Source organism: Streptomyces justiciae, assembly GCF_015163075.1.
Taxonomy (GTDB): Bacteria; Actinomycetota; Actinomycetes; order Streptomycetales; family Streptomycetaceae; genus Streptomyces; species Streptomyces justiciae.
On sequence record NZ_JADDXU010000004.1, the window covers coordinates 602,851 to 629,737 of the forward strand.

Here is a 26,887-nt window from a genome sequence, read left to right on the forward strand (position 1 = left end):
GCTTACACCAGTTGGTTCGGATGAACCAGACCTGACGCCGAGGTTCATGGCCGGTGCGCGGCGGATGACCGCGCCCTGCCGCCGCGGCGAACCGCCCCGACGTGCGGGAATTCCAGGGGCGCCGGGGCCGGATCGGGGCGAACGGCCTGGCGGGCGGGCCTGGTTGCAGCAATGTGAAGCAAGCAGAACTGATGCTGGCCCTTTCCCCAGGTCGCCTGTTCAATCTGTGCAGGGCGCGCAACAGCCGTACCGCCCGGCGCCCCTCTCCCCGCACCCACCTGTCAGGGATGACCCATGCCATTCGACGTTTCCCCGTCCGCCCGCCTGCTGTTCCAGGGCGACAGCATCACCGCGGCCGGCCGCGATCCCGCCGACGGTCTGAGCCTGGGGCACGGCTATGTCGCCGCCGTGGCACGGCACTTCGCCGCCTCGGGCGCGACGCCGAACATCCTCAACCGCGGCGTCAGCGGCCACCGCACCGCCGACCTGCGCGCCCGCTGGGAACGCGACGCCGTCGAACTCAAGCCGGACGTACTGTCGGTGATGGTGGGCATCAACGACACCTGGCGCCGCTACGACGCCCACGACCCCACGTCGACGGCCGACTTCGCGCGTGACTACCGCGAGCTGCTCCTCCCGTTCCAGGGCACCGGCACCCAACTGGTGCTGATCGAGCCCTTCCTGATCCCCGTACGACGCGAGCAGTGGGCCTGGCGTGAGGACCTCGATCCGCGCATCCACGTGGTCCGGCGGCTCGCCGCCGAGTTCGACGCCGCGCTGCTGGCGGCGGACGGGCTGCTGAACCAGGCGGCGCGCGAGGCCGGCGACCCCGCCCTGATCAGCGACGACGGGGTGCATCTCACCGCACGCGGGCACGAGGTGCTGGCCGCCGCCTGGACCGGGCTGGCCCGAATTGGCTAGCACCCGGCGCCCGGGCGCCGCCGTGGTGCTCTCGCCGACCCTCCGGGACGAGGTCTTCGGCCCGACCGCCTGGGCGGAACTGACCGGACTCGTCGAGCTGTTGGCGTGCTGCTCCCACGGTGACGACCTGGCCGCACATCCCCGGCGCGGCGAGGTCGAAGTCCTCGTCACCTCCTGGGGGGCACCCCCGCTGACCACCGAGCTTCTCGCCGAACTGCCGCGGCTGCGCACCGTGTTGCACGCCGCCGGCTCCGTGCGCCGCATCGCAGGCGACGCGGTGTGGGAGCGCGGAATCACCGTGGTCTCGGCGGCCGACGCCAACAACGAGCCGGTCGCCGAGTACGTGTACGCCCAGACGATCCTGGCGCTCAAGGACGTGCACCGCCGCTCACGGCGTATCGTCACCGACCGGGCCATGCCGCCGATGGAGGACGTCCCGGGCATCCGTGAACAGACCGTCGGACTGGTGTCGTTCGGCTCCGTCGCCCGCAAGACCGCCCAGCGGCTGCGCCGGTTGGACACGGAGATCCTCGCCTGGGACCCGTACCTGGACGACGAGGTCTTCGCGGTGGAGGGAGTCACCAGGGTGGCCGAGCTGCCCGAACTGGTCGCCCGATCCCGGGTGTTGAGCATCCACACGCCGCTCATCCGGGGCCGCACGGAGAACCTCGTCGGCGGCGACCTGCTGCGCCTGCTGCCCCGCCGGGCGACTCTCGTCAACACCGCACGCGGAGCCGTCATCGACGAGGCCGCCCTGATCCGGGTCCTCGCCGAACGGCCCGACCTGTTCGCCGTGCTCGACGTCACCGCGGTCGAACCCCCGGAGCCGCAATCGGGGTTGTACACGCTGCCGAACGTCCTGCTCACCGGACACGTCGCCGGAACGGTGGGCACCGAACGGCGGGCTCTGGGGCGTCTCGTCATCGACGAACTCCGGCGCCTGACAACGGGGTTGCCGCTGCTGCACACCGTGTCGGCGGCCTCCGCGCACCTGCGGGCCTAGCTTCACCTTGATGCATCTCGTCCGAAGCATTGACCCGCGTCTGAAAACGTTTTAACTTCCCTTCACTCCCTACCTCCCCCAAGGAGGCTCCCGTGGCAGCGTTGCTGCGTGAGCGTCCTGCCAAATCGGCGGATAAGCGTTCATTCCGTCGTCCGGCAGGCGCCAAGACCGAGCGAATACGTTTTCGCGATCGCCGGAGCCGGGCACTGTTCTGGCTGATGGTGCCCGGCCTGGCCTACTTCGTGCTCTTCCACTACGGCGCGCTGGTCGGCAACGTCATCGCGTTCAAGGAGTACATCCCGTTCGAGGGGCTGTGGGGCAGCCCGTGGACCGGGGCCGGGAACTTCCAACGCATGCTGGAGGACCAGGCGTTCTGGGACGCGGTGTTCAACACCGTCTGGATCGCCCTGCTCCAGCTCGTGTTCTACTTCCCCGTGCCGCTGGCCCTGGCGCTGCTGCTGCACAGCCTGACCTGGAGCAGCGTCCGCCGACTCGTGCAGTCGGTGGCGTATCTCCCGCACTTCATCTCGTGGGTGATCGTCGTCGCCCTGTTCCAACAGGTGCTCGGCGACACCGGGTTGCTCAACTCCGGCCTGGACGGCATGGGGCTGCACACCGTCGACATCATCGGCAACCCCGACGCCTTCAAGCCGCTCGTCGTCGCCCAGGTCGTCTGGAAGGACGCCGGCTGGGGCACGATCATCTTCCTCGCCGCGCTCTCCCAGGTCGACGAGCAGCAGTACGAGGCCGCCGCGATCGACGGCGCGGGCCCCTGGCGGCGCTTCTGGCACGTCACCCTGCCCGCCATCCGGCCGGTCGTCATCCTGCTGCTGATCATGCGGCTGGGCGACATCCTGTCCGTCGGCTTCGAGCAGATGCTGCTCCAGCGCGACGCGGTCGGCCCGCAGGCCGCCGAGATCATCGACACCTTCGTGTACTACCAGGGCATCGTCGGCGGCGACTACGGATTCGCCGCGGCGGCAGGCCTGTTCAAGGGCGTCATCGGCGCCCTCCTCGTCTACGCCGCGAACAAGGTCGCGCACCGCCTCGGTGAGCAGGGGGTCTACAAGTGAGTGCTACCGCCCGGCCCGGCTGGATGGAGAAGCCGAAGCCCGCCACCCAGGCCGCGAAAGTGCTGGCCCTGGTCACCGTCGTACTCCTGGTGTGCGTGCCGTTCCTCGTCATCGTCTCCACCTCCCTCGCCTCGCAGGAGGAGGTCGTCGCCAACGGCGGCTGGGTGCTGTGGCCGACCAGCCCCACGCTCCAGGCCTACCGGGACATCCTCGACGGCGGCATCGTCACCCACGCCCTCGGCGTCAGTGCCGGCGTGACCGTCGTCGGCACCCTGCTCAGCCTCGCCTGCACCGTCACCCTCGCCTACGCCCTCGCCCGCCCCGGCGTCCTCGGCGGCCGGCCCGCACTGCTGCTGATCCTGTTCACGTTCCTCTTCCCGCCCGGCATGATCCCCAACTTCCTGCTGGTCAAGGAGCTCGGCCTGCTGGACAGTTACGCCTCGCTGATCCTCCCGGTGCTGATCAACGTGTTCAACCTGGTGGTCCTGCGCGGCTTCTTCCAGGGCATCCCCGAGGAGCTGTACGAGGCCGCCCGCCTCGACGGCGCCGGGGACCTGCGGGTGCTGTGCACCATCGTCCTGCCGCTGTCCAAGGCCGCGCTGGCCGTCGTAGGACTCTTCTACGCGGTGGCCTACTGGAACTCCTGGTTCTACGCCTCCCTCTACCTGGAGAGCGACCACTGGCCGCTCCAGCAGGTGCTGCGCACGTACGTCATCTCCGGCGTCAGCATGACCGACACCACCCTCGGCGACGGCGCGGTCAACGCCCCCCAGACGATCCAGATGGCCGTCCTGGTGATCGCCACCGTACCGATCCTGCTGGTCTACCCCTTCCTGCAGAAGTACTTCACCAAGGGCGTGCTGACCGGCGCCATCAAGAGCTGAGCGCGGACGCCGCCCGCAGCGAGGCCGCCGGCCTCCCGATCCCCTTTCACGAGCCGCACACCGAAAGGCACTTCGCCATGTCCCACGTCTCCCGGCGCACCGTCCTGCGCTCCGCCGTGACGGCCGGAGCCGCCCTGTCCGTGCCCGGACTGCTGACCGCCTGCTCCACCGCCTCCGGCGACAACGACGTCTCCAACACCGGCAAGAAGCTCGCCCCGTGGCCGACGTACAAGCCCGCCGCCGCGGCCAAGCCGGACCTCGCCGCCACCACCGAGGGCGTGCAGCCCGGCTACACCTCCTACCCGGCGTCCCTGACCACCTCGGTCGCCCGCACCCCGGGCGACGGCTCCACCATCAAGGTCATGTCGGTCAGCTTCGGCACCCCGCCCAAGGCGGAGGCGCAGAACCAGTACTGGAAGGCGGTCGAGAAGGCCCTCGGCGTCAAGATCGAGTACACGGTCATCCCGCAGACCGACTACCAGAAGAAGATGGCCACCGTGATGGCCGGCGACCCCGACTCCCTGCCCGACATCATCAACATGTTCGCCGGCTACACCCTGCCCCGCGAAGCCCAGTTCGTGCAGAAGCTCGGCGAGGACCTCACCCCGCACCTGTCCGGCGACGCCGTCACCGACTACCCCAACCTCGCCAACCTCCCCACCCACGCCTGGCACGACATGGGCCGCATCGGCGGTCGCATCTACGGCATCCCCCTGGAACGGCCCGTCCCCGGCTCCACCCTGTACCTCAACCAGACCATGTTCACCGACGCGGGCATGAAAGACGGCTGGACCTCCGAGGACTTCGCGGCGGTGGCGAAGAAGGCCAGTGCGGGCAAGAAGTACGCGCTGGGCGCCGCGACCGGCTCGATGTTCGGCAACGCCGTGCACAACGCCGCCCACAACGCCCCCAACGGCTGGTCCGTCGACTCCCGGGGCACCTTCCACGCCGCCTGCACCGACGAGCGCTGGAAGGCGGCCGTCGCCTTCCAGGCCCAGCTGCGCAAGAACGGCTCCTACCACCCCGACGCCACCTCCCTGTCCACCCCCGACCTGCAGACCCTCTTCCTCAACGGCACGGTCGGCTCCCTGCAGAACGGCTTCGGCGCCTACACGACCCTGTTCGCCGACGCCGAGGGCCTGATCACGCCCGCGCTTGCGCTGCCGTACAGCGTCGACGGCACCCCCGGCGGCGTCGTCGGCGCCCGCCGCTCCTTCGGGTACACCATCCTCAAGAAGGCCAAGAAGGAACGCATCCAACTGCTGCTCCGCGTCCTGGACTACCTCGCCGCCCCCTTCGGCACCAAGGAGTACGAACTCCTCCACTACGGCGTCGAAGGCGTCCACTTCACCCGCGGCAAGGACGGCTCCCCGCAGGCGACCAAGCTCGGCGAGGTGGAGAACATCACCAACCTGCCCTTCCGCTACCTCGCCGAGGGCCCCCAGGTGCTGTTCGTGCCCGGCATGCCCGAGGTGGTGCGGACCCTGCACGCCTGGCAGCAGAAGGTCGTCCCCGTCGCCATCCGCAACCCCGCCTTCGGCCTGCAGTCGCCGACCAACACCGCCCAGGGCGCCACCCTCGACGCCCTGCTCAACGACACCGTCACCGCGGTCGTCGCCGGCCGCTCCCCGCTGTCCGAACTCGACTCCGTGGTCAAGAACTGGCGCTCGCGCGGAGGCGACAAGATGGCCGAGGAATACGCCGCGGAACACGCCCAGAACGCATGACCCGCGCGAGCGCACCCCACCGATCCATCGCTCTCGTGTGAAGAAAGGCGGTCCAGATGCCACGCGTCACGATCCGGGACGTGGCCGAGCGGGCCGGCGTGTCCATGGCCACGGTGTCGCGGGTGCTCACCGGCAACTACCCCGTGCCGCACACCACCCGGGCCAAGGTCCTGCGGGCGGCCCGCGCCCTCGACTACGTCGCCAACCCGCACGCCCGCGCCCTGGTCGGTGCCGGCCGCAAGACGGTCGCCGTCGTCCTGCGCCAGGTCACCAGCCCGTTCTACGCCCATGTCGCCGAAGGCGTCGAAGCGGAGGCATCGGCCCACGGCTGGCTCTGCATGGTCGGCACCACCGGCGGCGACCCCCAGCGGGAACTGGACTTCGTGCAGCTCATGCGGGAAGAGGGCACCCGCGTGGTGATCCTGGTGGGCGGCGTGGTGGAGGACGACGCCTACCGGCAGCGGATCGCCCGCTACGCCCACGCCCTCGACGCGGCCGGCGCCCGCCTCGTGCTGTGCGGGCGTCCCTCACCGGACCCCGAACTCCCGGTGCAGGTCGTCATGTTCGACAACGAGGCCGGAGCGCACGCCATGACCGGCCATCTGCTGTCCGCCGGGCACCGGCGCATCGTGTTCCTCGGCGGCCTGCCCGGCAACACCGCCCTGGACGCCCGGGTCCGCGGCTATCGCGCCGCCCTCGCCGAACACGGCCTGCCACCGGAGGCGGGACACGTCGTCGACTGCGGACTGGGCCGCGCGGCCGGCCGCCGCGCCATGGCCGAACTACTCGCCCGGCGCCGGGACTTCACCGCCGTCTTCGCCGGCGACGACATGGTCGCCGCCGGCGCGCTGCGCGCCATCGCCGAGGCCGGGCTGCGCGTGCCCGACGACATCTCCGTCGCCGGGTACAACGACATCCCCCTCGCCGAGGACTTCGACCCGCCCCTGACCACCGTCCGCACCCCCGCCGAGGAACTCGGCCGCGCCGGCATGCGCCTGGCGCTGCGCGGCCCCGAGGACACCGACGGCGCCCCCCTCGTGCTGGGCTCCCACATCGTCGTACGGGACAGCGTGGCCGCACCGCGACGACCTGCCGACGACGAAGCGAGGACGCGCTGAGACGACGAGCAGTCCGCGCCGCCGACCCACCGACCAACGGAGGAATCGCCCCCGTATGACCGCGCCTTCGGTCACCACGCCCGCCCCGCCGCCCGCGGACCACCGCCTCTCACCTCTCACCGGCTACACCCGGGCCCACTGGGAAACCGCCGCCGACCACCTCCTCGACGCGCTTCAGCCGTACGCCACCCCAGGCCTGGCCCAGTACCGGCTGCCCGGCCGCACCGGCTACTCCGGCGAACAGTCCGACGGCGTCGAGGGCTACGCCCGCTCCTTCCTGCTGGCCGCGTTCCGCATCGCCGGAGCCTCACGCGCGGGGGAGCGGGAGAAACTAGCCCCGCTCATCGAGCGCTACGCGGCCGGACTCACCGCGGGCACCGATCCACGTCACCCCGAGCACTGGCCCGCCATCAACGACCGGTCGCAGACCATGGTGGAGGCCGCGTCCGTGGCCATCGCCCTGCACGAGACCCGGCCCTGGCTCTGGGACCAACTCGACGGCCGGATCCGCGGCCGGGTCGTCGACTGGCTGACGGACTTCGTGGGCGCCACCGCCAACGACTCCAACTGGCGCCTGTTCCAAGTGGTGGTGGAGGAGTTCCTCGCCTCCGTCGACGCCCCCCACAGCCGCGCCGAGATCGACGCGGGGCTCGCCCGCCTCGACGACTGGTACCGCGGCGGCGGCTGGTACACCGACGGCGACGGCCAGAAGTTCGACTACTACAACGCCTGGGCCCTGCACCTGTATCCCGTCCTGTGGGCCCGGATCGCCGGCGAACGCGCCGACCCCGCCCTGACGGCCACCCACCGCCGGCGCCTGCGCACCTTCCTCGACACACACCAGTACTTCTTCGGCGCCGACGGCGCACCCCTGCACCAAGGCCGCTCCCTGACCTACCGGTACGCCACCACCGCCGCCCTGTGGGCCGGAGCGCTCACCGACGCCACACCCCTGCCCCCCGGCCGCACCCGCCGCCTGGCCTCCGGCGCGCTCAAGCACTTCACCGACCACGGCGTACCCGGCCCCGACGGTCTGCTCAGCCTCGGCTGGTACCACCCCTACCTGCCCGTCACCCAGCCCTACTCGGGGCCGGCCTCACCGTACTGGGCGGCCAAGGCGTTCCTCGGCCTGCTGCTGCCCGACACCCATCCCGTGTGGACGGCGATCGAGGAGCCGGGACCGGTCGAGACCCGCGACACGGTGCTGGCCCTGCCCGGCCCCGGCTGGCTGCTGCACAGCACGGCCGCGGACGGGATCGTCCGCCTGGTCAACCACGGCAGCGACCGCCAGGCACCCGCCCCCGCGACACCGTCCCCGAGCCCCCACTACTCCCGGCTCGCCTACTCCACCGCGACCGCCCCGCAGACCCCGCCCGACGACCACGCCACCACGGTCGACCACCACATCACGGTCCTCGACGCCGCCGCCGAATCACGACGGCAACGGATACACCGCCTGGCTACGGCAGACGGCGGGCTGGCCGCCTCCTGGTACACCGACGACGGCACCGCCCCCGGGGCGGCCGCGACCATCGCCACGATCAGCGCCGTCCACCGCGCCTGGGAGATCCGCGTCCACCTGGTCCACGCCGAGGCCGGCGCCACGGTCCGCGAGACCGGTTGGTCACTCGCCTACGACGACACGCCCTGCACCGTCGAGGCGGGCCCCGGCTGGGTCGTCGCCCGCCGCGCCGACGGCCTGACCTCGGCGCTGGCCGGCCGGCTCGGCTGGGACGGACCGGCGGTGCCGCGCGACGGCATCGTTGTCCAGGCGACGGGACTCAACGCCTACGGGCAGCACTCCGCCACCCCGGCACTCGTCCTCCCGCACCATCCTGGCGGCACCCTGCTCCTGGCCACGCTCGTCGTCCTCACCCGAGACCCCCAACTCACCGATGACACACACCTGCTGTGCCACGGCGCCCGAGTGCGAACCTCGCCGGACGGCGGGATGGACCTCCGCTTCCCGGACGGCCACCGGGTGCGGGTGGACCCGGAGTTGATGACAGCGGCACGTGAACGCGTGGAATCCGGTGAGCCACGATGTCGCCTCTGAGCCTCCGCTGCGGTCGCGTCATCGGACTTGGCCGACGCGAGGAACATCTTCAGTCGTCGCAGGCGCTCGCCCGCCCCGAGCTGTACCCACCCTGCTCGCGGACATCGGCCCGCACTTCGTCATCGCCGCCAACGGGGCCGCCGTGTACGCCCCCGACGGCACCACGCTGCGGACCCGGCCGATCCCGCCCGCCGACGGGGCCGAACTGGTGGCACGGGTGCGGAGAGCGGTGCCCGGCGTGTCCTTCGCCTTCGAGTACGACCACGACTTCGGGCACGAACCGGCCTACCCGAGCTGGTCGTACGCCGAGGACAGCGTCGACCTGATCGGCTCGGCCGAGGAACTCCTGTTCCGGCCGCCGAGCCGCCCGGTACTGAAGGTCCTCGCCCACCACCGGACGCTGCCCCTCGACGTCTTCCACGACCAGGCACGGCACGCAGCAGGCGACCACGCCGAGACCACGCACTCCACAGGACTGTCCCTGGTGGAGTTCAGCGCGCCCGGCGTCACCAAGGCAAGCACCCTGACCGCGTGGAGCACCGAACTCGGCATCCGCGGAGACGAGATCGCCGCCTTCGGGGACATGCCCAACGACCTGCCCATGCTCCGAGCGGTCGGCATGCCCTACGCCATGGCCAACGCGCACCCGGCCGTGCTGGCGGCCACGCGACTCCGTGCCGCGTCGAATGACGCCGACGGCGTCGCACGCCGACTCGAAGAGTTCGTCGCCGCCGCACACGGGCCGGCCACCTCGAGTGGCCGTCGTCGGCCTCCGCTGGAGGCGTGAACGCCGTACCGCAGCAAGAGAGTTCGTCCTCGGCTGTGTCAGGGGGTGAAGATCTGCTCGAGGCTGTCGATGGCACCGTCCGCACCCACGTGGTACTGGAAGACCAGTCCGCTGTCGGGGTGCGCCTCCAGCCAGTCCAGGAACTCCTGGACGCCGATGTGCTGGTTCTCGGTGCTGGTCACGATGGGGTTGGTGACGGTGATGTACGCGGCCTGGTCCAGCGGCAGATAGGTTTCCTTGCCGACCGTCTCGAACGGGGCGCCGTCGGAATCGGGGGTGCCGCAGCCCCAGTTGCCGTGCCGGAAGATCAGGCTCAGGGAGCCGCCTTCGGGTGTGTAGCGGTAGACGGCGATCTCGTCCGGTGAGATGGGCATCTTGTGGTCGCAGCCGTCGTCTTCGGCACTGGCGGCGGCGTTCGGCGAGCCGGCGATCGACGAGGTGGGGGACGCCGGGGGAGGGGTCGCCTTGGAGGCGGGCGGTGTCGAGACCTTCCCGGCGGGCACGGCGGTGGCGGGTGCGGTCGCCTCGGTGCCGTTCCCGGCCTTGGCCGGCGAGGCAGCGGCGGCCGTTGTCGTAGGGGCTGCATCCGGGGAGTCGGAGGAGCAGGCGGTGAGCGCCAGGACGCCGGCCGCGCATGCGCTGAGCGCGAGCGTCCGGAGCGCGATCTGTCTGCGGCGATGCGTGACCTTCATGATGTCCCCCGAGGGTGGTTGCCGCGGCCACCTGTGCGGCCGCGTGAGCTGGAGAGACCATATTCAGCCACGTCGTGGCGTATTCGATCACCCTGGCGCCGTCTGTTGCGAATCGGTGACCGGCACCGCGCAATCTCGTGAGACTGGCGGCAGGTCGGGGCGCGGAGCATGCGCACGGGCCGAGCGTGTTTGCCATGGGCGTGGGCGGCAACGCGCAATACATGAACCAATCGAACAGCGACACGAATCGAGATTCCAAGGCCGGGCAGACCCCTTCCGCCAAGGCCCGGCGCGCCACGGCGAAGGCGACCGCTCCCGCGTCAAAGGCGGCAGACAAGGCAGCCGAGACGGCCGGTGACGCGTCGTCAGCAGCTGTGGATGCGGCAGAACGTACGGCCGGGACGGCTACCGCTGTCGTGAACAGCACGGCTGAGCGCGTTCAGGCCGGCCGCCAGGCCGTCATCGACGCTTCGGGACAGGCCGCGACGCTGGCCAAAACCACGTGGACGTTGATCGCCCATCGCAAGGCGGTCGTCGCCGGTGTGGGTGCGGGTCTGTCGGCGCTGGGCGCCACGTCGTACCTGGCGGGTCGTCGTGCGGGTCGCCGCACACACGGCCCGATCACCCGCCTGACCGGCGGCCGGATTTGAGGCGAGAGGCGCGCGGTGGGGTGAACCGCGGAGTTGATCCCACCGCAAGCCTTGCCCCACGGCCAGGTCGTCCGGCGGCCCCAGGGGCAGCCCCGCCAAGGTCTGGACAAGTGGCGGGAGTTCGCGTGGTTGACGCGCGTAGCCGACCGGCCTCACGCTGAGCGGTGGCTGGTCACGCTGTGGCAGTCGATCCGTTTGTCGGCGCTGTTTCGGGACGTGCGGTCGGGAGGCCGGAATGTTCGTACGGGTGGCACGTTTGGTTGCCTCGCTTGTCATGATCGCGTCAGGCGTGGTGGTGGGGGTCGGCTTCGGAGCGGGTACCGCCGCGGCGGATGACTGCTACACCTGGGGTCGCACTCTCTCCCAGGGGACGTCCGGCAGTGATGTGACACAGCTGCAGATACGTGTCGCCGGATGGGTCACCTCCGGTGAGCGGCTGTCCTACGACGGGCAGTACGGGGCACGCACCGCGGCCGCGGTCGCCAAGTTCCAATCGGCGTACGGTCTGACGGCCGACGGCGTGGCGGGCCCCGCGACCTACGCCAAGATCTACGCCCTCCAGGACGCGGACTGCACACCGGTCCACTTCAGCTACGCGGAACTCAACAAATGCAATGCCGACTGGTCGGGCGGCGCGGTCTCCGCGGCCACGGCGAAGGGCAACGCCCTGAAGACCATGTGGAAACTGGAGGCGATGCGCCACGCGCTGGGCGACGTGCCGATCACGATATCGAGCGGCTTTCGCTCCTACGCCTGCAACAGCGCGGTCGGGGGATCATCGACGAGCCGCCACCTGTACGGCGACGCGGCCGACCTGACCGGCTCGGTGAGCCTGTGCCGGCTCGCCCAGCAGGCCCGTACACACGGCTTCTCGGAGATCCTCGGCCCCGGCTACCCGGACCACGACGATCACACGCATGTGGCGCTCGACCCCTCGCCGTACTGGTCCGCGCCTGCCTGTGGCATCTGACTGAGCGTCGCGCCTGCACCGGGCGTCCGGTCCGTCCGCCCAGTCTCGACATGCCCCGAAGGCCGGGGCACGAGATACTGGTGGCTACTCGCAGGGACGACGCTCCCACTCCGCCGCCTCCGAGTCCGTTCGCCCCCGGCACTGCGGCTCGGAGTGGAGGGATCCAAGATGTGCCGCTGGATCGCCTACTCGGGCACCCCGGTCCTCCTCAGTCAGGTGCTGTTCGAGCCGTCGCACTCGTTGATCGACCAGAGCCTGCACTCCCGTATGGGGGTGGAGACGACCAACGGCGACGGCTTCGGTATCGGCTGGTACGCCGACGCCTCGGTGGCCACTCCCGCTGTCGTGCGGGACGTGGGCCCGGCCTGGAACAACCGCAATCTCCGAGAGGTCGCCCACCACGTCCGCTCCGGTCTCTTCTTCGCCCACATCAGGGCGGCGACCGGGACGGCCGTGCAGCAGTCCAACTGCCACCCCTTCCGCAACGGCCGCTGGCTGTGGATGCACAACGGCATGATCAACGGCTTCCGCCTCCTGCGCCGGGACCTCGCTGTGGCGGTCGATCCGGCGCTGTACCCCGACATCGAGGGGTCCACCGACTCCGAACTCATGTTCTTCCTGGCCCTCACCTTCGGTCTGACGGATGATCCGCCCGGTGCCGTGGCCCGCATGGCGGCCTTCGTCGAGAGGACGGGCCAGGCGCACGGCGTGCAGCACCCCCTTCAGATGACCGTCGCGGTGGCCGACGGCGAGCGTGTGTGGGCGTTCCGCCACTCCAGCGAGGGCCGTTCGCGGTCGCTGTTCTTCAGCACCAGGGTGGACACCCTGCGCGCACTCCACCCGGACGCCGAGTTCCTGCGGGACATCTCCGACGAGACCCGGCTGGTCGTGTCCGAACCGCTGGGCGACCTCCCCGGCGCCTGGAACGAGGTACCGGAGAACACGTACGGCGTCATCGAGCCGGGCCATGACATGCTCCACGCGTTCCGGCCCGACCTGGAACAGGACGTGATCCGAGGCTGAGCGGCACGCACAAGGGCTGGTGAACGGGCCGATGACGCCGTGCGCCGAGCGCCGTACCGGCAAGGCTGGGATGCTGGTGGGGGAGCGCCGCCCGTGATCTGGTCCCGACGGACAGGGTGAGGGTGGTGAGCGGTGTGGCCGAGACCTCCAGCGGCGGTGAGGGGCCCAGGGCTCCGGTCGCTCCTGGCACCGATCCCCTGGGGGACCCGTTCCTGCGCAGCCGGTTCGCCATCCCCGCGAGGCCCGCCACCTTCGTACGGCGGCAGCGGCTCGTCGAGCACCTCGACCAGGCGCTCCGGACACCGCTGACGCTCCTCAACGGCTCGGCCGGAGCCGGCAAGACCCTGCTGGCCGCCGACTGGGCGGCCGGTCTGCGGCTGCCGGTCGCCTGGCTCAGCGTCGAAGAGGGAGACCGGCATCCAGGGGTGTTCTGGGCCTACGTCGTTCAGGCTCTGCATGCTGCCGGTGCACTGGAGTCCGGCCCGGCCGGATTCCCGGCGGACCCGCCCCGCGTGGACGGCAGGCTGCTGGCCACGCTCGCCGCCGAACTCAACGACCGTGACCGGCCCGTGGTCGTCGTGCTCGACGACTACGACCGCGTGAGCGCACCTGAGATCGCCGAGCAGCTGGAGTTCGTCCTGCACCACGCCGGACGGGGGCTGCACCTCGTCCTCGTCACCCGCACCGAACCGCTGCTGCCGCTGCACCGCTACCGGGCGGCCGGTGAACTGACGGAGATCCGTGCCGCCGAGCTGGCCTTCACCCCGGAGGAAGCCGTCACCCTGCTGGAACTGCACGGTCTGAGCCTTCCGGTGGCGGCCGTAAGTGCCCTGGTGGACCGCACCCGGGGGTGGGCTGTCGGCTTGCGCCTGTCCGCGCTGGCCGCCCGGGAGAACGCCGATCCGGAGCTCTACCTGAAGGAGTTCGAGGCGGAGCGGAGCACGATCGCGGACTTCTTGCTGGCCGAGGTCCTCAAGGGACAGACGGAGGAGACACAGGACCTCCTGCTGCGGGTCAGCGTCCTGGAGCGGTTCTGTCCCGAGCTGGCCAACGCGCTGACCGGCAGGACCGATGCCGAGCCCCTTCTCGTCGGGCTGCACCGCGCCAACGCCTTCGTCGAGCACCTCGGGCGCTCCTGGTACCGGCTCCACCCGCTGTTCGGGGAGATCCTCCGGGCGCATCTGCGGATGCGCCTGCCCGGGCTGGAGCCGGAACTCCACCGGCGGGCCGCGCGGTGGCTGCGGAGTGCCGGATTCCTGCCGGAGACGGTCGCGCACGGCGCCGCGGCGGGCGACTGGGACGCCGCGGCGGGCGCCCTCGTCGACGACCTCGCGATCGGCCGGCTCCTCACGGGAGTGCCGTCCGACGACATGGCCCAGCTGTTCTCCACCATGGCGTCCGGGGCCGGGAGCCCCGAGACGGAACTGGTGCGGGCGGCTCGCGAGCTGGCCCGGTACGACCTCGACCACGGTCTGGCAAGCCTGCGCCACGCTGAGGAACAGCTGGCCGGCCACACGCCCGACCGGGCGGCCGCCCAGCTGAGCTGTGCGCTGCTGGAGACGCTGGCCGCCCGCCTGACCGGATGCCCCACCCGGGCGGAGAGGGCCGCCGAAGCCGCCGACGCGCTGCGCCGGGAGGTTCCGCGGCACCTCCTGGACAAGCATCCCGAACTGCCCGCCCTGCTGCTGACCCATCTGGGGTCGGTGCGTCTGTGGGCCGGACGTTTCGAGGAGGCACGCGCCGCCCTGACCGCGGTGGCCGGTGCTCCCGAGGGAGCCGCCACCGCGATGCCCCGGGAGGAGTCGAGATCCCACCTGGCCCTGCTCGACTATCTGAACGGCTGGCTCGGCCGGGCGGAGCGCAGGGCCCTGGCGGCGGTGTCCGAGGCCGAGCAGGACGGGCTGTCCCAGTCGTCCGGCTCCGGCATCGGACGACTGGTCCTCGCGGCCGTGGCCGTCGACCGCCACGAACTGGACCGGGCCCAGGCCCTCCTCGACGAGACGGCCGAACTGCCGGCGGGAACGCGTGACCCGGTGCCGAGGGCGGGACGAGCCCTGGCCACAGCTCGCCTTCTGCTGGTCAAGGGCAGGGCACGAGCTGCCGTCGAGGCGTCGGACGCGGCCGTCTCCGGTGCGGTGTCCTCGCCGTGGGCGGCCGGCCACGAAGCGGTCGTCACCTCCGCCGCGCACCTGGCCGAAGGACGGCCGGACGAGGCCGCCGAGGCACTCCGTAGCGTCAGCGGAGACCAGCCGGCCTGTGCCGTGGAGGCCGCCGCGATCCAGCTCGCCGCAGGACGCCCCGAGGAGGCCATCGACCTGCTCGACAGCATCCACACCCAGGGCGGGACGGGGCCGGCGGTGACCGTGCGGGCGGCACTGGTGAGGGCGCAGGCCGCCGAGGAGGCGGGCGACTCCGCCACCGCTCACCGGCTCGTGGCGCGGGCGCTCCTGGACGCCCGCCGCGAGCGGCTGCGGCGCCCGTTCCTCGACGCCGGAGCCTGGATCCGGCCCCTGTTGGCGACGGCCGCGCTGCACGAGCTGGCGGCGGGCTGGCTGACGCCGGGCTCGCCGGTACACGGTGAGCGGCCGCGACCGGAGTCGTCGCTCCCACCGCTCGTCGCGGTGGAACTGAGCGGACGCGAGCGGGACGTGCTGGAGAGGCTGGCGAGGATGATGTCGACGGAGGAGATCGCCGCCGACCTCTACCTGTCGGTCAACACGGTGAAGACGCACCTCAAGAGCGTCTACCGGAAGCTCGCGGTGAACCGGCGGGGTGACGCGGTACGCCGCGCCCGGGACCTCCGGCTGCTGTGATCCCCGTGCAGGAACCCCGGCCGCCATTCAGTCGACGGCAGGCAGCGTCTGCTCGGTCCAGATCGTCTTGCCCGACGCCGTGTACCGCGTGCCCCACGCCTGGGAGAGCTGGGAGGTGATGAACAGGCCGCGCCCGCCCTCCTCCACGACGCCGGCGTGCCGCAGGTGGGGAGAGGCCGAGCCGGCGTCCCGGACCTCGCACGTCAACGTCCGGTCGTGGATCAGGCGGAGTTCGATGGGAGGAGTGCCGTAGCGGACGGCGTTGGTGACGAGTTCGCTGACGATGAGCTGGGTGTCGTCCGCCGTCTCGCCGTTCAGGCCCCAGGCGGCGAGCTGTTCGCGGGTACGGCGGCGGGCGACGGCGACGGCCGAGGGACTCGCATCGAGCCGCCACGCAGCCCGCCGGTCGGCGGGAAAGGCCCGGGTGCGCGCGACGATCACCGCCGCGGCGCCGATTCCCGGGCCCGCGGCGAGGGCGTACACCAGGGCGTCGCACAGGTCCTGGAGCGGGCGGTCCCGGAAGTGGGGCGCCGAGGGCAGCGGCCCGGAGGCGTCCGACAGGTACGCGGTGAGAAGCGGGTCGCTGGTGAACACCAGCACGCTGCCGTCCGGCACTTCGATCTCGGTGGCCGCGAAGGGCGCGTCCGGTGCGGTGCCCAGGCGCGGCCCCGCCGGTGTCCGGGGAAGAAGCACGGTGGCATCGGGGCGTACGACCAGCGGGGCGAGAGCGCCGGCCGCGGCCAGCGTGCAGGTGTTGGACAGGGGGTCGTGGACGGCGTACACACAGTCGGCGGTGAGGGCCTCGCGGCGCAGCGGATCGCCGAGGGGGAGGCCGGCGCGTTCCGCGGCCAGCTGACCGGCGGTCGCGTGCAGACGGGCCATGAGCTCGTCGGGAGGCAGGTCGAACGCCGTCAGCGACCGCACGACGGTACGCAGCTGCCCCATGGCCGCCGCGGCGTTGAGGGCGCGGCCGGACACGTTGCCGACGACGAGGGCGGTGCGGGCGCTGGAGAGGGCGATCGTGTCGTACCAGGCACCGGGGTCGGCGCCCGTGAGGGTGAGATAGGCGGCCTCCAGCGACGTGTGGGTCTCCGGGCGGCGGGGCAGCAACTGCCGCTGCACCGTGGCCGCGACGGTGTGCTCACGCGTGTAGCGGCGCGCGTTGTCGATGCACAGGGCGGTGTAGGCGGCCAGCTCCATGGCCAGCTCCTGGTCGCCCGCGTCGAAGGCGGGCGACTGCCCGGCGCGGTACAGGCTGACCACGCCGAGCGCCGCGTCGCGCAGCGCCAGGGGGACCACGAGCAGGGAATGGGCGTGGGACGAGCCGATCGCCTCCGCACGCGCGGGATCGACGGAGAACCAGGGGGCGGCGCCGTCCAGTGCGACCGTCCGCGGACGCAGGTCGGCCAGAGCCTGCGTGAAAGGCGTGGGAGCCGGCAGGTTGCACACGTCGCCGACCGGGTGGGCCTGGGGCGAGGGCGTGCGGGTGCTGCGGAACGCGGTGCGCATCAGCGGTGTGCCCGGCGGCAGGGGAGCCAGGGGCGGGTCGTCGCCACGGATCACCGCGTCCACCACCTCCACGACGGCGGCATCGGCGAAATCGGGGACCAGTGCGGCCACGAGCTCCTCGCCGGTCACGGTGGGATCCAGCGTGCGGCCCACGCGCACGCGCACGGCGTCAAGCACTCGGGCGCGGGCGCGGGTCCGCTCGCTGTCGGTGACGTCGACGACGGCGAGCGCCAGACCGAGCACCCTCTTGTGCGGGTTCCGCAGCCGCTGTGCCGTCACCTCGTAGTGGTGCTCCACCCCGTCGACGCGGGCGGGCACGATGTGCCGCAACAGAGGCACGCCTGTGTCGAGGACCTCGCGGAGAAGCGCCTCGACATCGGCGTCGACCATGTCGTAGACCTCGCGGGCCGGGCGCCCCGCCAGTTCGTCCTCGGCCACACCCCGCATCGCGGGAGTCGCGGTGTTGACGCGAACGACCCGCAGCTCGGGGTCCAGCAGATGCAGCCCGATCGGTGCCTGGTCGAACAACGCGTCCAGCATCGAGACCGCCGTCTCGTCCACCAGCCGGCCGGCAGCACCGTCTGCCATGGAGATCACCTACCGCTTCCCTCGCGCACCGGGACGTCCTCCCAGCCTCCTCTGCGCCCCGGGCTGCTGCATCCCCGGATGCGCGCCGGGCCCTGACTCCGGTGGCCCTGCGGAGACTCACCCGCGGCGGGGGAAGTGGGCCCGGGGCGGTCGTGGCCAAGGTGGGCGGAGACCGGGCGCGCCACGGCGACCGGGACGCGCCGGAAGGAGCCCCGCACATGCGTCGCTATCCCCCGATCGCCGATCACGGGATGGTCGGAGACCTCCAGACCGCCGCGCTCGTCTCCTCCGAGGGCACGGTCGACTGGCTGTGCGCGCCCAGGTTCGACTCGCCCAGCGTGTTCGCCTCGCTGCTCGACCACGACCGCGGCGGACACTTCAGCGTCCACGCCGACACCCCGCGGCCCCCGGTCCAGCTGTACCTGCAGGACACCGCCGTGCTGGTGACCCGGTTCCTCGCGGAGGACGGGGTGGGCGAGGTGGTCGACTTCATGCCGGTGGCGCCGACACAGCGAGCGGCGGGCCGGCACCGGCTGGTCCGCATCCTGCGGGTCACGCGCGGCCGGGTCCGCTTCACCCTCGAGTGCCGGCCCCGCTTCGACTACGGCCGCGCCGGCCACCGACTCGACCTCGCCGAGGAGGCCGTGCGTTTCGACGCGCCCGGCGCCCAGGCCACTGTGCAATCCGTCGGGCCGGTGACCTGGAGCGGGGACGGCGACGACGTCCGCGGCGAGGCGACCCTGGGGCAGGACGACTTCGCCGCCGTCGTCCTGACGGTCGGAGACCCCGACGACGCCTCCCCATCACCGCTGAGCCAGGCCGACGTGGTGACGCTGTTCGAGCAGACCCGTGACTTCTGGCACGCGTGGGTCCGCCGCAGCCGGTACCGCGGACGCTGGCAGGACATGGTGAACCGGGCGGCCATCACCCTCAAGCTGCTCACCTACGCGCCCACCGGAGCACCCGTCGCGGCTCCCACCATGGGGCTGCCGGAGCAGATCGGCGGCGGACGCAACTGGGACTACCGCTACACATGGGTCCGGGACGGCTCGATGTCGGTCGGCGCCCTGCTCGGCCTCGGCTACCTGGAGGAGGCGCACGCCTTCCGCAGCTGGCTGGGTGACCGGATCAGGGCGGGAGGCACGGTCAGCGGTGAGCCCCTGCAGATCATGTACCGGATCGACGGCGACCCGGACCTGCAGGAGGAGGTCCTCGACCATCTGGAGGGCTACCGCGGGTCCGCACCGGTCCGCGTCGGCAACGGCGCCGCGGGCCAGCTCCAGCTCGACATCTACGGGGAGGCGGCCCTCGCCCTGTCCCAGGCGGCCGAGGACGCCGCCGAGGCGCCGCCGTACGACGGCTGGCAGTCCCTGGCCGGTGTGCTCGACTGGCTGGTCAAGGCGTGGGACCGGCCCGACGAGGGGATCTGGGAGACGCGAGGCGGGCAGAAGGACTTCACCTACAGCCGGCTGATGTGCTGGACGGCCTTCGACCGGGGCATCCGGATGGCCCGCGACTTCGCCCGCCCCGCCGACCTCCCGGGCTGGATCGCGGCACGGGACGACATCCTGCGCCAGGTGATGGAGCGCGGCTGGAGCACCGGCCGCCAGGCGTTCGTCCAGCACTACGACGACACCACGCTCGACGCGTCCCTGCTGCTGATGCCCTCCGTCGGATTCATCGCACCGAACGATCCCCGCTGGCTGTCCACCCTGGACGCGATGGAGGAGGAACTGGTCTCCGACAGCCTCGTCTACCGCTACGACCCCGCCGCGTCCCCGGACGGACTGCGGGGCAGCGAAGGCACGTTCTCGCTGTGCAGCTTCCTGTACGTGAACGCGCTCGCCCGGTCGGGGCGGCTCGGACCGGCCCGGTACGCCTTCGACAAGATGCTCACGTACGCCAATCACGGTGGGCTGTTCGCGGAGGAGGTCGGCCCCACCGGAGAGCAACTCGGCAACTTCCCGCAGGCGTTCACCCACCTCGCGCTGATCACGGCCGCGCTCTCGCTCGACGAGCAGATGGACGCGGCCCGCTGAGCGGGACGGACCCGGTGAGGTGGCGAGCGTGAGGTACTGGCGGGCTCTGATCGTCCTCGGAACGGCCCAGTTCCTGATGGTCCTGGACACGTCCGTCATGAACGTGTCCGTCAGCCAGCTGGTCGAGGACTTCGACACGGAGGTGACCGCCATCCAGGCGGTCATCACCCTGTACGCGCTGGTCATGGCCGCATTCATGATCATCGGGGGCAGGTTCGGGGACATCCTGGGGCGGCGCCGCATGTTCCTGCTGGGACTGGTCGTGTACGCCGTCGGCTCGGCGCTGACGGCGGTGGCACCCACGCTGTGGGTGCTCACGCTGGGCTGGTCCGTCATCGAGGGGCTCGGAGCGGCCATGGTGCTGCCGGCCATGGCCGCCCTCGTGGCGGAGTCGTACCGCGGGAAGGACCGGGCGGTCGCCTACGCGGTCATCGGCGGGCTCGCCGGTGCCGGAATCGCGGTCGGCCCCCTGCTGGGCGGCTGGGTGACGACGTATCTGACCTGGCGGCTCGTCTTCGCCGGCGAGGTCGTGATCGTCGTGGCCGTGCTGCTGTGCCGAGGGGTGATCGCGACGCCCGCCGCGTCCGGCCCGCGCCCCCGGCTGGACTGGGTGGGTGCGGTGCTCTCCGCGGCCGGGCTGGGGCTGTGCGTGCTCGGCGTGCTGCAGAGCAGCACCTGGGGGTGGGTGCAGCCGCGCAACGCTCCCTTCACCGTCCTCGGGTTCGCCCCCACGCTCTTCGTCGTCGGGGCCGGCGTGGCCGTCCTCGCCGTCTTCCGGCACTGGGAGCGGCGCCGCGACGACACCGGCGCCGACCCCCTCGTCCACCTGTCGCTGCTGGGCAGGCCGGTGCTGCGGTCCGGGCTGCTGACGCTGCTGAGCCAGAACCTGATCCTGCTGGGGCTGTTCTTCACCATCCCGCTGTACTTGCAGGTGGTTCAGGGGTTCGACGCGTTCGAGACGGGGCTGCGGCTGCTTCCGGTGTCCGTGACCATGTTCGTGACCTCCCTGTCGGCGTCGTCGCTGGGGCGGATCCTGGGGCCGCGCCGGGTGGTCCGGCTGGCCCTGCTGATCCTGGCGGCGTCCATCGTGTGGCTGCTGGCCACCATCGAACCGGCCATCGACGACGCCCAGTTCGCCGGAGCCATGGCCCTGCTGGGCGTGGGCGTCGGTCTCCTCGCCTCGCAGCTGGGCAACGTCGTCCAGTCCAGCGTCAGCGAGGAGGAACGCAGTGAGGCCGGAGGACTGCAGTTCACGGCGCAGAATCTCGGCTCCGCGCTGGGGACCGCGCTCATCGGGTCCATCCTCATCGGCGCACTGGCGCACGGCTTCACCACCCAGGTGGAAAGCCATCCCCAGCTGTCCGAGGCGACGCGTGATCAGGTCGGTGTCCGCATCGAGGCCGGGATCACCTTCGTCCCCACCGACCAGGTGCGCTCGGCCGCCGAGCGCGCCGGACTGCCGCCGTCCGAGGTGGAAGCCGTCGCGGACTCCTACGCCTCCGCGCAACTGGACGGTCTGAAGGCGGCCATCCTGGCCACGGGCGGTATCGCCCTCGCCAGTTTCCTGGTCACCCCCCACCTGCCGGCCGCCCGGGAGAGCCGGCCGAAGCGCCCGGACGCCGCGGCCCCGGCCGAAGCGACCGGTTCGACGCACTGAGCCCGGAGGGAGTCACCCGTGTCCAGAACCAGGACCGGCCCGACCACGTCCCGGGGAGCACGCGAGGACTACACCGGCGGCGTCTACGGATCGATGCTCGCGGCCTCCGTGGTGATCGGCGCCGGCTCCCTGGGCTCGTTCCCGCGCACCGAGCTGGTGCTGCTGCTGTTGCTCACCAGCGTGGTGTTCTGGATCGCGCACGTGCACGCCCAGCTGTTCGGAGCCCGCCTCGCGCAACAGCCCCTGGACCGGCGGGTCGTGGCGCACGTGTGCCGTGACGAGTGGCCGATCGTCAAGGCCGCCGTCCCACCGGCCGTCGCGGTGGCCATCAGCCCGCTCCTGGGCATGGGCGTGCGCGGGGCCGTGTGGCTGGCCCTGTGCGTCGCCGTGGCGGGCCAGGTCGGCTGGTCCGTGGCCGCGGCACGGCACGCCGGTGCCTCGCCGCGGCTGATGGCGGCCACCGCGTCGGTCAATCTGGTGCTCGGCCTGCTGATCATCACCTTCAAGATCGTCCTGACGCACTGATCGCCCAGGTCCGACCGGCGCGACACGGTCACCTGTACCGGGTGAGGCCCCAACCGACACGGGGGCGAGACGATCGCAGTCAAGGGCACCGTCCACCCGTCCCTCGCAGTCCGTGGGAGAACAGCTCGTGCGCTACGAGATCCGAGTCGAAGGACACCTGTCGGAAACGCTGGCCAAAGCCTTTCCGGAACTCGGCCACGTGGTGATGGCAGGTCAGACACTCCTGTTCGGCCCCGTCGTGGACGAGGCGCACCTGTACGGCCTGTTGGCGAGGTGCCAGTCGCTGGGACTGCGCGTCCTGGAGATGCGCCAGCTACCGGAGTGACGGACTCGTGGCTCGCGGCAGAGTCCGCTCAGAGCCGCTCCGCCCTGATCCGACCGGAGCGGCGGGCCGCCTCCAGCGCCGCGAAGTCCCGCTCGTTCTGATCGGCGTAGGACTGGGCGAACTCGGTGAGCGCACGGTCGAAACGATCGCCCGCCCCGAGGTAGGCGGCGAGGGCGATGGGGTCGCCCGAGCGGGCGTGAGCCCGTGCCAGGGACGCCCCGCAGAGCCGGCCGAAGAGGTCGAGCAGGTCCGGACCCATGGTCTCCGTCTGGGCGATGCCCTTCCAGTCCCACAGCTGGCGCACGTAGAAGTCCCGGTCCTGTCCGTCGAGGCCCACGACGCTCGTCCAGCCCAGGAAGATGTCACTGGTCGTCTGGATCAGACGCTGTCCGGTCACCACCCGGCGCCCCTGGTTGTCGTAACGGTCGCCGCCTGTGTGGGCGGACAGCACCGACGCCCCGGCTTCCTTGGCCTGAAGCACCAGCGGATCGTCGTCGTCCCTGCCCAGCAGGAGCAGAATCCAGCAGCGCGTGCCGACACTGCCGACACCGACGACCTTCCGGGCCATGTCCACCAGACGGTAGTGGCGCAACAGGTGGCGCCTTTCGGAGGGAAGAGTCCGCGCGTACTGGTCGACGAGGCCGCGGAGCTCCTTCTCGCGCCCCTCCTCGGAAGGATCGTCCAACAGCTGGTCGAGCGGGGTGATGAGTGGAGGGTCGGGGGTGATACGACGACCCTGAGCCGTCATCTCGGTGAGCTTGGCGTAGGCCCGCAGATGAGTGCGCGTGCGGGCCCGCTCCGTGGCGCGGGCGGTACGGCGTGCCTCCTCCTCGTCCATCGCCGAGGCCATCAGCTCCCGTAGCCGGTCGGCGGAGTCCTGCGCGTACCAGACGTCCAGGGTGCGCATCCCGGCGAACTCGCGCATCCGCTCCCGGTAGGCCCGCACACAGGTCCGCACGGTGCTGTTCTGCTCCTTGCGGGAGAAGCCGTTCGCCCGGGCCGCCGTCACGAAACCGGCCGCCAGCCGTTTGACGTCCCACTCGAACGGCCCGGGCAGCGTCTCGTCGAAGTCGTTGATGTCGAAGACCAGCCGGCGCTCCGGCGAGGCGAGCAGCCGGAAGTTCAACGGGTGGGCGTCCCCGCAGAGCTGGACCTGAAGCCCGGTGTCGGGCAGGGGCGCCAGGTCGGCCGCCATGATCGCGGCCGCGCCGCGGTAGAAACGGAACGGCGACTCCAGCATGCGGCCGTAGCGGATCGGCACCAACTCCGGTACCCGCTCCGCCGACTGACGCTCCACCACCTCGACGGGGTCGAGGCGCCGCGGCGCGGCCTCGTACCAGCCGTGCGACGAACGCGGCGCCCGCCGACGCGCGTCCCTGCCGTGGGCCGCTCGCTCCGCCGGGGACAGCGACGCGGTGAAAACGCTCGGCACGGTCATGGTCCCGCCTCCTTGTCCGGTGCCCCGGCGCCGGCGCACAGATCCGGTTGGGCCTCGTCGGCCCGCAACGGCGAATGAGCTGTGCGAGCGCTGCCCCGAGCATCGGACGCGACACCGCTGCTTGCCTTCCACCGCTGGACGAGCGCACGACCGTGCCGGCGACGGGCGGCAGGAGGGCGGTGCTGTGGGTGTCGGATGAGCCGGGCGCCGGGGGACTTCCAGCTCACCGCCACGGCGGCGTCGACGGCTCACCCGTGATGGGTGAGCCGGTCGCCGAGCGGCGGGCGTGACCCTGGAGCGGTCGGGTGTTCACCCCCCCTTCACCCGCCCCGTCGGCCTTCGGAGCGACGGCTGATCACGCGAGGAGGAGCCATGACCATGTCGCGTGAACCGGTATCGGGTACCGGGCAGCCGTACGGGCCCGACGGGGCGGCCCACCCTCCGACGGGCGACCCCGCTGAGGAACTCGCGCGGCTCGGCCGTTCCTGGACCTGGCTCCTGGCATCGGCTGCGGCGACGCTCGTGCCGGGGGTGCTGGTGCTGGTCTGGCCGGATGCGACGCTGCACGTCCTGGCCGTTCTCATCGGCCTGTACCTGCTGGTGACCGGCGCGTTCCGGTTCGTGGCCGTCTTCGGCCGGGAGGGGCACGAGCGGTTGCCGGGGCTGCTGCTGTCCGTGCTGTACGTCCTGGCCGGGGTGCTGAGCCTGCGCAACCCGCTGCAGACGATCGCCGCGCTCTCGCTGATCACCGGGGCCGTCTGGCTGGTGTCCGGCATCCTCACCCTCTACACGGCGATCTCCGTCGCGTACCTGCCGCACCGCGGTGTCGTCGCGGCCGCCGCCGTGCTCGGCATCGTCGCCGGGATCGTGGTGCTCGCCCTGCCCACCGAGTCCGCCCGCGCCCTGACCCGGCTGCTCGGCCTGTGGCTCGTCCTGCTGGGGCTGGCGGAGGCGGCGGTCGCTCTCGCGTGGCGAGCCGTACTGCGAAAGACGTTTCCTCCTGGGCCGGGCCCCGACGCGACGGCATGACGCCGCACGCGGTGTCCGGTGCGGTGGAAGAAGCGGCAAGGGCGGGCCGGAGCGCAGTGCGGGCGGCCCCGTGAGTCACGGTCGGAGCGGTCGGAGAACCCCGCCACCGGCGCGCGATCCGCAGACGACATGCGTCCAGCGCGTACACGCTCACGCGCTCATGGAGAGTCTGCGGGCCGGGGCCGCGGGCGGGCTGCTGTCCCGGCTCACGGCACTCAACGTCGTCGAGGGCTCCGTACGGCTCGCCGCGCAGGCGTTCCTCACAGCGCTGCCCCTGCTCATGACCGTCGCGGCGTTCGCCCCCGGCTGGCTGCAGGACCTGCTGGCCGACTCCCTCCGCGCGGTTCTGGGGGTGCGTGGCGACACCCTCGAGGAACTGCGCGCGGTCTTCTCCGCCACCGGACCGACCAGCAACACCACCGGAGCCGTGGGCGTGATCATCACCTTGGCATCGGCCACCGCGTTCAGCCGGGCGCTCCAGGCGGTGTGCGAACGGTGCTGGCACCTGCCGCGCGCGCCGGTGCGCACCGCGGTCTGGCGCTGGCTGCTGTGGCTGGTCGTCTGGCTGGCCTACCTCCTGCTCCAGGCACCCCTGCGCGACGGATTCGGCGCCGGTGCCGTGACCGGGCTGGTGCTCTCCCTGCTCTCGGGGACGCTGCTGTGGTGGTGGTCCCAGCATCTGCTGCTCGGCGGCCGGATCGGCTGGCGGAGCCTGCTGCCCGGAGCGGTGCTGGCTGCCGCGGGCACGGTCCTGCTGAGCCCGGCCGCCCATGCGCTCCTGCCCGCGGCCATGGAACGCAGCCTGGACGAGTTCGGCCCCCTGGGCCCCGTCTTCACCTTTCTTTCCTGGCTGATCGCCGTCTTCCTGGTGGCCGTCTCCGGCTTGGCTCTCGGCGAGTACGTCGCCTCCACCGCCTGGCACCGGGCGGCCGCCGGCCGCCGCCCGTTCACCCGCACCGGGTGAGGCCACGCGGCCCTCGTCCCGTCCACGCTGAGTTCAGCACGCAACGGCGTCGGGGCGGGGGCCCGGGACGGAGGAGAGAGATGAGCGCGCAGACGTACCTGGCGTACGACTATCCCCTGCTGAGCGTCTTCTGGAGCATGCTCTGGTTCTTCCTGTGGATCATGTGGTTCATCCTGCTCTTCCGGATCGTCGTCGACATCTTCCGCGACGACCAGCTGAGCGGGTGGGCGAAGGCAGGCTGGCTGGTGTTCACCATCGTGCTGCCCTTCCTGGGCGTGTTCGTCTACGTCATCGCCCGCGGCAAGAACATGGGGCGCCGGGAGATCGCCCAGGCCCGTGCGCAGCAGGAGGAGTTCAATGCCTACATCAGGCAGACCGCGGCCGGCGGGACCAGCAGCGTCGACGAGCTCGCCAAGCTCTCCGAGATCCGCTCCCGCGGCGACATCACGGACGAGGAGTTCCGCAGGGCGAAGGACCTGGTCCTGGCCGGCCAGGCACCGGCGCAGCCCGCGGGTTCCGCTCCCGGTACCACCGGTCGCTGAGCGTCCGGGCCACACGAATCGAGGCGCAAGATGACCGCGACACACACCCGGCCGGCCCACACGGCGAAGCAGGGTTGGGCAACCGGCCTGACGGCCTTCGCGGCCGTGATGCTCTTTCTCGTCGGCCTGCTCGACATCTTCCGGGGCATCATGGCCATCGCCGAGGACGACATCTTCGTCACGACGCGCAACTACGTGTTCGAGTTCGACCTGACCGGCTGGGGCTGGGTCCACCTCGCCCTGGGCGTGGTGGCCGTGATCGTCAGCATCGGGCTGCTCCAGACGGCGACCTGGGCGCGCGTGTCCGGCGTGGTCATCGCCGGACTCGTCATCATCGCCAACTTCCTTTCGCTGCCGTACTACCCGGTGTGGTCGGTCGTGATGATCGCTCTGTCGGGCTTCATCATCTGGGCCCTGTGCGTGGTCCAGCGCGACAACCTCTTCGACCTGTCCGAGGAACGGCCGATGACCGAGGAGCGCCCGCCGGTCTCCACACCGCACGGACCCGCGTGAGTCCCCTCCTTCGACGACGGCGGGCTCAGCTCCCGGCTGCG

Annotated in this window: 22 protein-coding genes and 1 pseudogene; 20 read left to right on the forward strand and 3 right to left on the reverse strand. The window is 71.5% G+C overall.

Translation table 11 applies throughout. The features are described 5' to 3' along the window. Positions 1-294 precede the first annotated feature (294 nt). The 8 genes from IQ210_RS15180 to IQ210_RS15215 all read left to right on the forward strand — a co-directional run bounded on the left by IQ210_RS15180 (position 295) and on the right by IQ210_RS15215 (position 9,569). The gene (locus IQ210_RS15180) at positions 295-921 is read left to right on the forward strand and encodes a GDSL-type esterase/lipase family protein (protein ID WP_194079507.1); all 627 of its coding nucleotides are present in this window, start codon (positions 295-297) and stop codon (positions 919-921) included. Then, positions 914-1,924, forward strand: a complete 1,011-nt coding sequence (locus IQ210_RS15185) for a hydroxyacid dehydrogenase (RefSeq protein WP_194079508.1) — start codon at positions 914-916, stop codon at positions 1,922-1,924. Before IQ210_RS15180 ends, IQ210_RS15185 begins: the two co-directional genes overlap by 8 nt. A 218-nt stretch (positions 1,925-2,142) precedes the next feature. Beyond that, complete coding sequence (locus IQ210_RS15190; RefSeq protein ID WP_194079509.1) at positions 2,143-2,997, forward strand: ABC transporter permease; 855 nt, start codon at positions 2,143-2,145, stop codon at positions 2,995-2,997. Next, positions 2,994-3,881, forward strand: coding sequence for a carbohydrate ABC transporter permease (locus tag IQ210_RS15195; RefSeq protein WP_194079510.1), 888 nt, complete (start codon positions 2,994-2,996; stop codon positions 3,879-3,881). Before IQ210_RS15190 ends, IQ210_RS15195 begins: the two co-directional genes overlap by 4 nt. A 77-nt stretch (positions 3,882-3,958) precedes the next feature. Next, entirely contained in the window at positions 3,959-5,608 is a 1,650-nt protein-coding gene (locus tag IQ210_RS15200; protein WP_194079511.1) for a type 2 periplasmic-binding domain-containing protein, read from the forward strand. A 56-nt stretch (positions 5,609-5,664) separates the two neighbouring features. After that, the gene (locus IQ210_RS15205) at positions 5,665-6,726 is read left to right on the forward strand and encodes a LacI family DNA-binding transcriptional regulator (RefSeq protein ID WP_194079512.1); all 1,062 of its coding nucleotides are present in this window, start codon (positions 5,665-5,667) and stop codon (positions 6,724-6,726) included. A gap of 55 nt (positions 6,727-6,781) precedes the next feature. Next, the gene (locus IQ210_RS15210) at positions 6,782-8,782 is read left to right on the forward strand and encodes a DUF2264 domain-containing protein (RefSeq protein ID WP_194079513.1); all 2,001 of its coding nucleotides are present in this window, start codon (positions 6,782-6,784) and stop codon (positions 8,780-8,782) included. After that, the gene (locus IQ210_RS15215) at positions 8,760-9,569 is read left to right on the forward strand and encodes an HAD hydrolase family protein (RefSeq protein WP_322656372.1); all 810 of its coding nucleotides are present in this window, start codon (positions 8,760-8,762) and stop codon (positions 9,567-9,569) included. The genes IQ210_RS15210 and IQ210_RS15215 overlap by 23 nt, the downstream gene beginning before the upstream one ends. Before the next feature lie 38 nt (positions 9,570-9,607). Here IQ210_RS15215 and IQ210_RS15220 read toward each other — a convergent pair whose 3' ends face one another. Next, a complete protein-coding gene (locus IQ210_RS15220; protein ID WP_194079515.1) occupies positions 9,608-10,261 on the reverse strand; it encodes a hypothetical protein in 654 nt (217 codons plus the stop codon). Between the two features lie 194 nt (positions 10,262-10,455). Here IQ210_RS15220 and IQ210_RS15225 point away from each other — a divergent pair, with 194 nt between their 5' ends. The 4 genes from IQ210_RS15225 (at position 10,456) to IQ210_RS15240 (ending at position 15,717) form a co-directional block, all read left to right on the forward strand. Beyond that, complete coding sequence (locus IQ210_RS15225; RefSeq protein WP_194079516.1) at positions 10,456-10,911, forward strand: hypothetical protein; 456 nt, start codon at positions 10,456-10,458, stop codon at positions 10,909-10,911. Positions 10,912-11,146: 235 nt separating this feature from the next. Further along, positions 11,147-11,881, forward strand: a complete 735-nt coding sequence (locus IQ210_RS15230; protein WP_194079517.1) for a D-Ala-D-Ala carboxypeptidase family metallohydrolase — start codon at positions 11,147-11,149, stop codon at positions 11,879-11,881. Between the two features lie 168 nt (positions 11,882-12,049). Then, complete coding sequence (locus tag IQ210_RS15235) at positions 12,050-12,904, forward strand: class II glutamine amidotransferase (protein WP_194079518.1); 855 nt, start codon at positions 12,050-12,052, stop codon at positions 12,902-12,904. Positions 12,905-13,038: 134 nt separating this feature from the next. Continuing rightward, complete coding sequence (locus tag IQ210_RS15240) at positions 13,039-15,717, forward strand: LuxR C-terminal-related transcriptional regulator (RefSeq protein ID WP_194079568.1); 2,679 nt, start codon at positions 13,039-13,041, stop codon at positions 15,715-15,717. A gap of 27 nt (positions 15,718-15,744) precedes the next feature. Here the strand turns inward: IQ210_RS15240 and IQ210_RS15245 are convergent, their stop codons facing one another. Then, a complete protein-coding gene (locus IQ210_RS15245; RefSeq protein ID WP_194079519.1) occupies positions 15,745-17,814 on the reverse strand; it encodes a SpoIIE family protein phosphatase in 2,070 nt (689 codons plus the stop codon). 218 nt (positions 17,815-18,032) lie between these two features. Here IQ210_RS15245 and IQ210_RS15250 point away from each other — a divergent pair, with 218 nt between their 5' ends. The 4 genes and pseudogenes from IQ210_RS15250 (at position 18,033) to IQ210_RS15265 (ending at position 22,360) form a co-directional block, all read left to right on the forward strand. Then, positions 18,033-19,853 carry a glycoside hydrolase family 15 protein gene (locus IQ210_RS15250; RefSeq protein WP_194079520.1) on the forward strand — a complete coding sequence of 607 codons (1,821 nt, stop codon included), beginning with the start codon at positions 18,033-18,035 and terminating at the stop codon, positions 19,851-19,853. A gap of 13 nt (positions 19,854-19,866) precedes the next feature. Further along, positions 19,867-21,510 (forward strand): annotated as a pseudogene (locus IQ210_RS15255) (MFS transporter); the annotation flags it as partial. An 18-nt stretch (positions 21,511-21,528) separates the two neighbouring features. Next, complete coding sequence (locus tag IQ210_RS15260) at positions 21,529-22,035, forward strand: hypothetical protein (RefSeq protein ID WP_194079522.1); 507 nt, start codon at positions 21,529-21,531, stop codon at positions 22,033-22,035. A 127-nt stretch (positions 22,036-22,162) separates the two neighbouring features. Beyond that, the gene (locus IQ210_RS15265) at positions 22,163-22,360 is read left to right on the forward strand and encodes a hypothetical protein (RefSeq protein ID WP_194079523.1); all 198 of its coding nucleotides are present in this window, start codon (positions 22,163-22,165) and stop codon (positions 22,358-22,360) included. A gap of 28 nt (positions 22,361-22,388) precedes the next feature. Here IQ210_RS15265 and IQ210_RS15270 read toward each other — a convergent pair whose 3' ends face one another. Next, positions 22,389-23,798 carry a DUF2252 domain-containing protein gene (locus IQ210_RS15270; protein WP_194079524.1) on the reverse strand — a complete coding sequence of 470 codons (1,410 nt, stop codon included), beginning with the start codon at positions 23,796-23,798 and terminating at the stop codon, positions 22,389-22,391. Positions 23,799-24,170: 372 nt separating this feature from the next. Here IQ210_RS15270 and IQ210_RS15275 point away from each other — a divergent pair, with 372 nt between their 5' ends. The 4 genes from IQ210_RS15275 to IQ210_RS15290 all read left to right on the forward strand — a co-directional run bounded on the left by IQ210_RS15275 (position 24,171) and on the right by IQ210_RS15290 (position 26,846). Next, positions 24,171-24,827: an HdeD family acid-resistance protein gene (locus IQ210_RS15275; protein ID WP_194079525.1), complete on the forward strand. Its 657-nt coding sequence runs from the start codon at positions 24,171-24,173 to the stop codon at positions 24,825-24,827. A gap of 160 nt (positions 24,828-24,987) precedes the next feature. Beyond that, positions 24,988-25,791 (forward strand): ribonuclease BN, encoded by an 804-nt coding sequence (locus IQ210_RS15280; protein WP_194079526.1) that lies wholly within the window; start codon positions 24,988-24,990, stop codon positions 25,789-25,791. Between the two features lie 80 nt (positions 25,792-25,871). Beyond that, positions 25,872-26,333 (forward strand): SHOCT domain-containing protein, encoded by a 462-nt coding sequence (locus tag IQ210_RS15285; protein WP_194079527.1) that lies wholly within the window; start codon positions 25,872-25,874, stop codon positions 26,331-26,333. Between the two features lie 30 nt (positions 26,334-26,363). Beyond that, entirely contained in the window at positions 26,364-26,846 is a 483-nt protein-coding gene (locus tag IQ210_RS15290) for a DUF7144 family membrane protein (protein ID WP_194079528.1), read from the forward strand. Positions 26,847-26,887 lie beyond the last annotated feature (41 nt).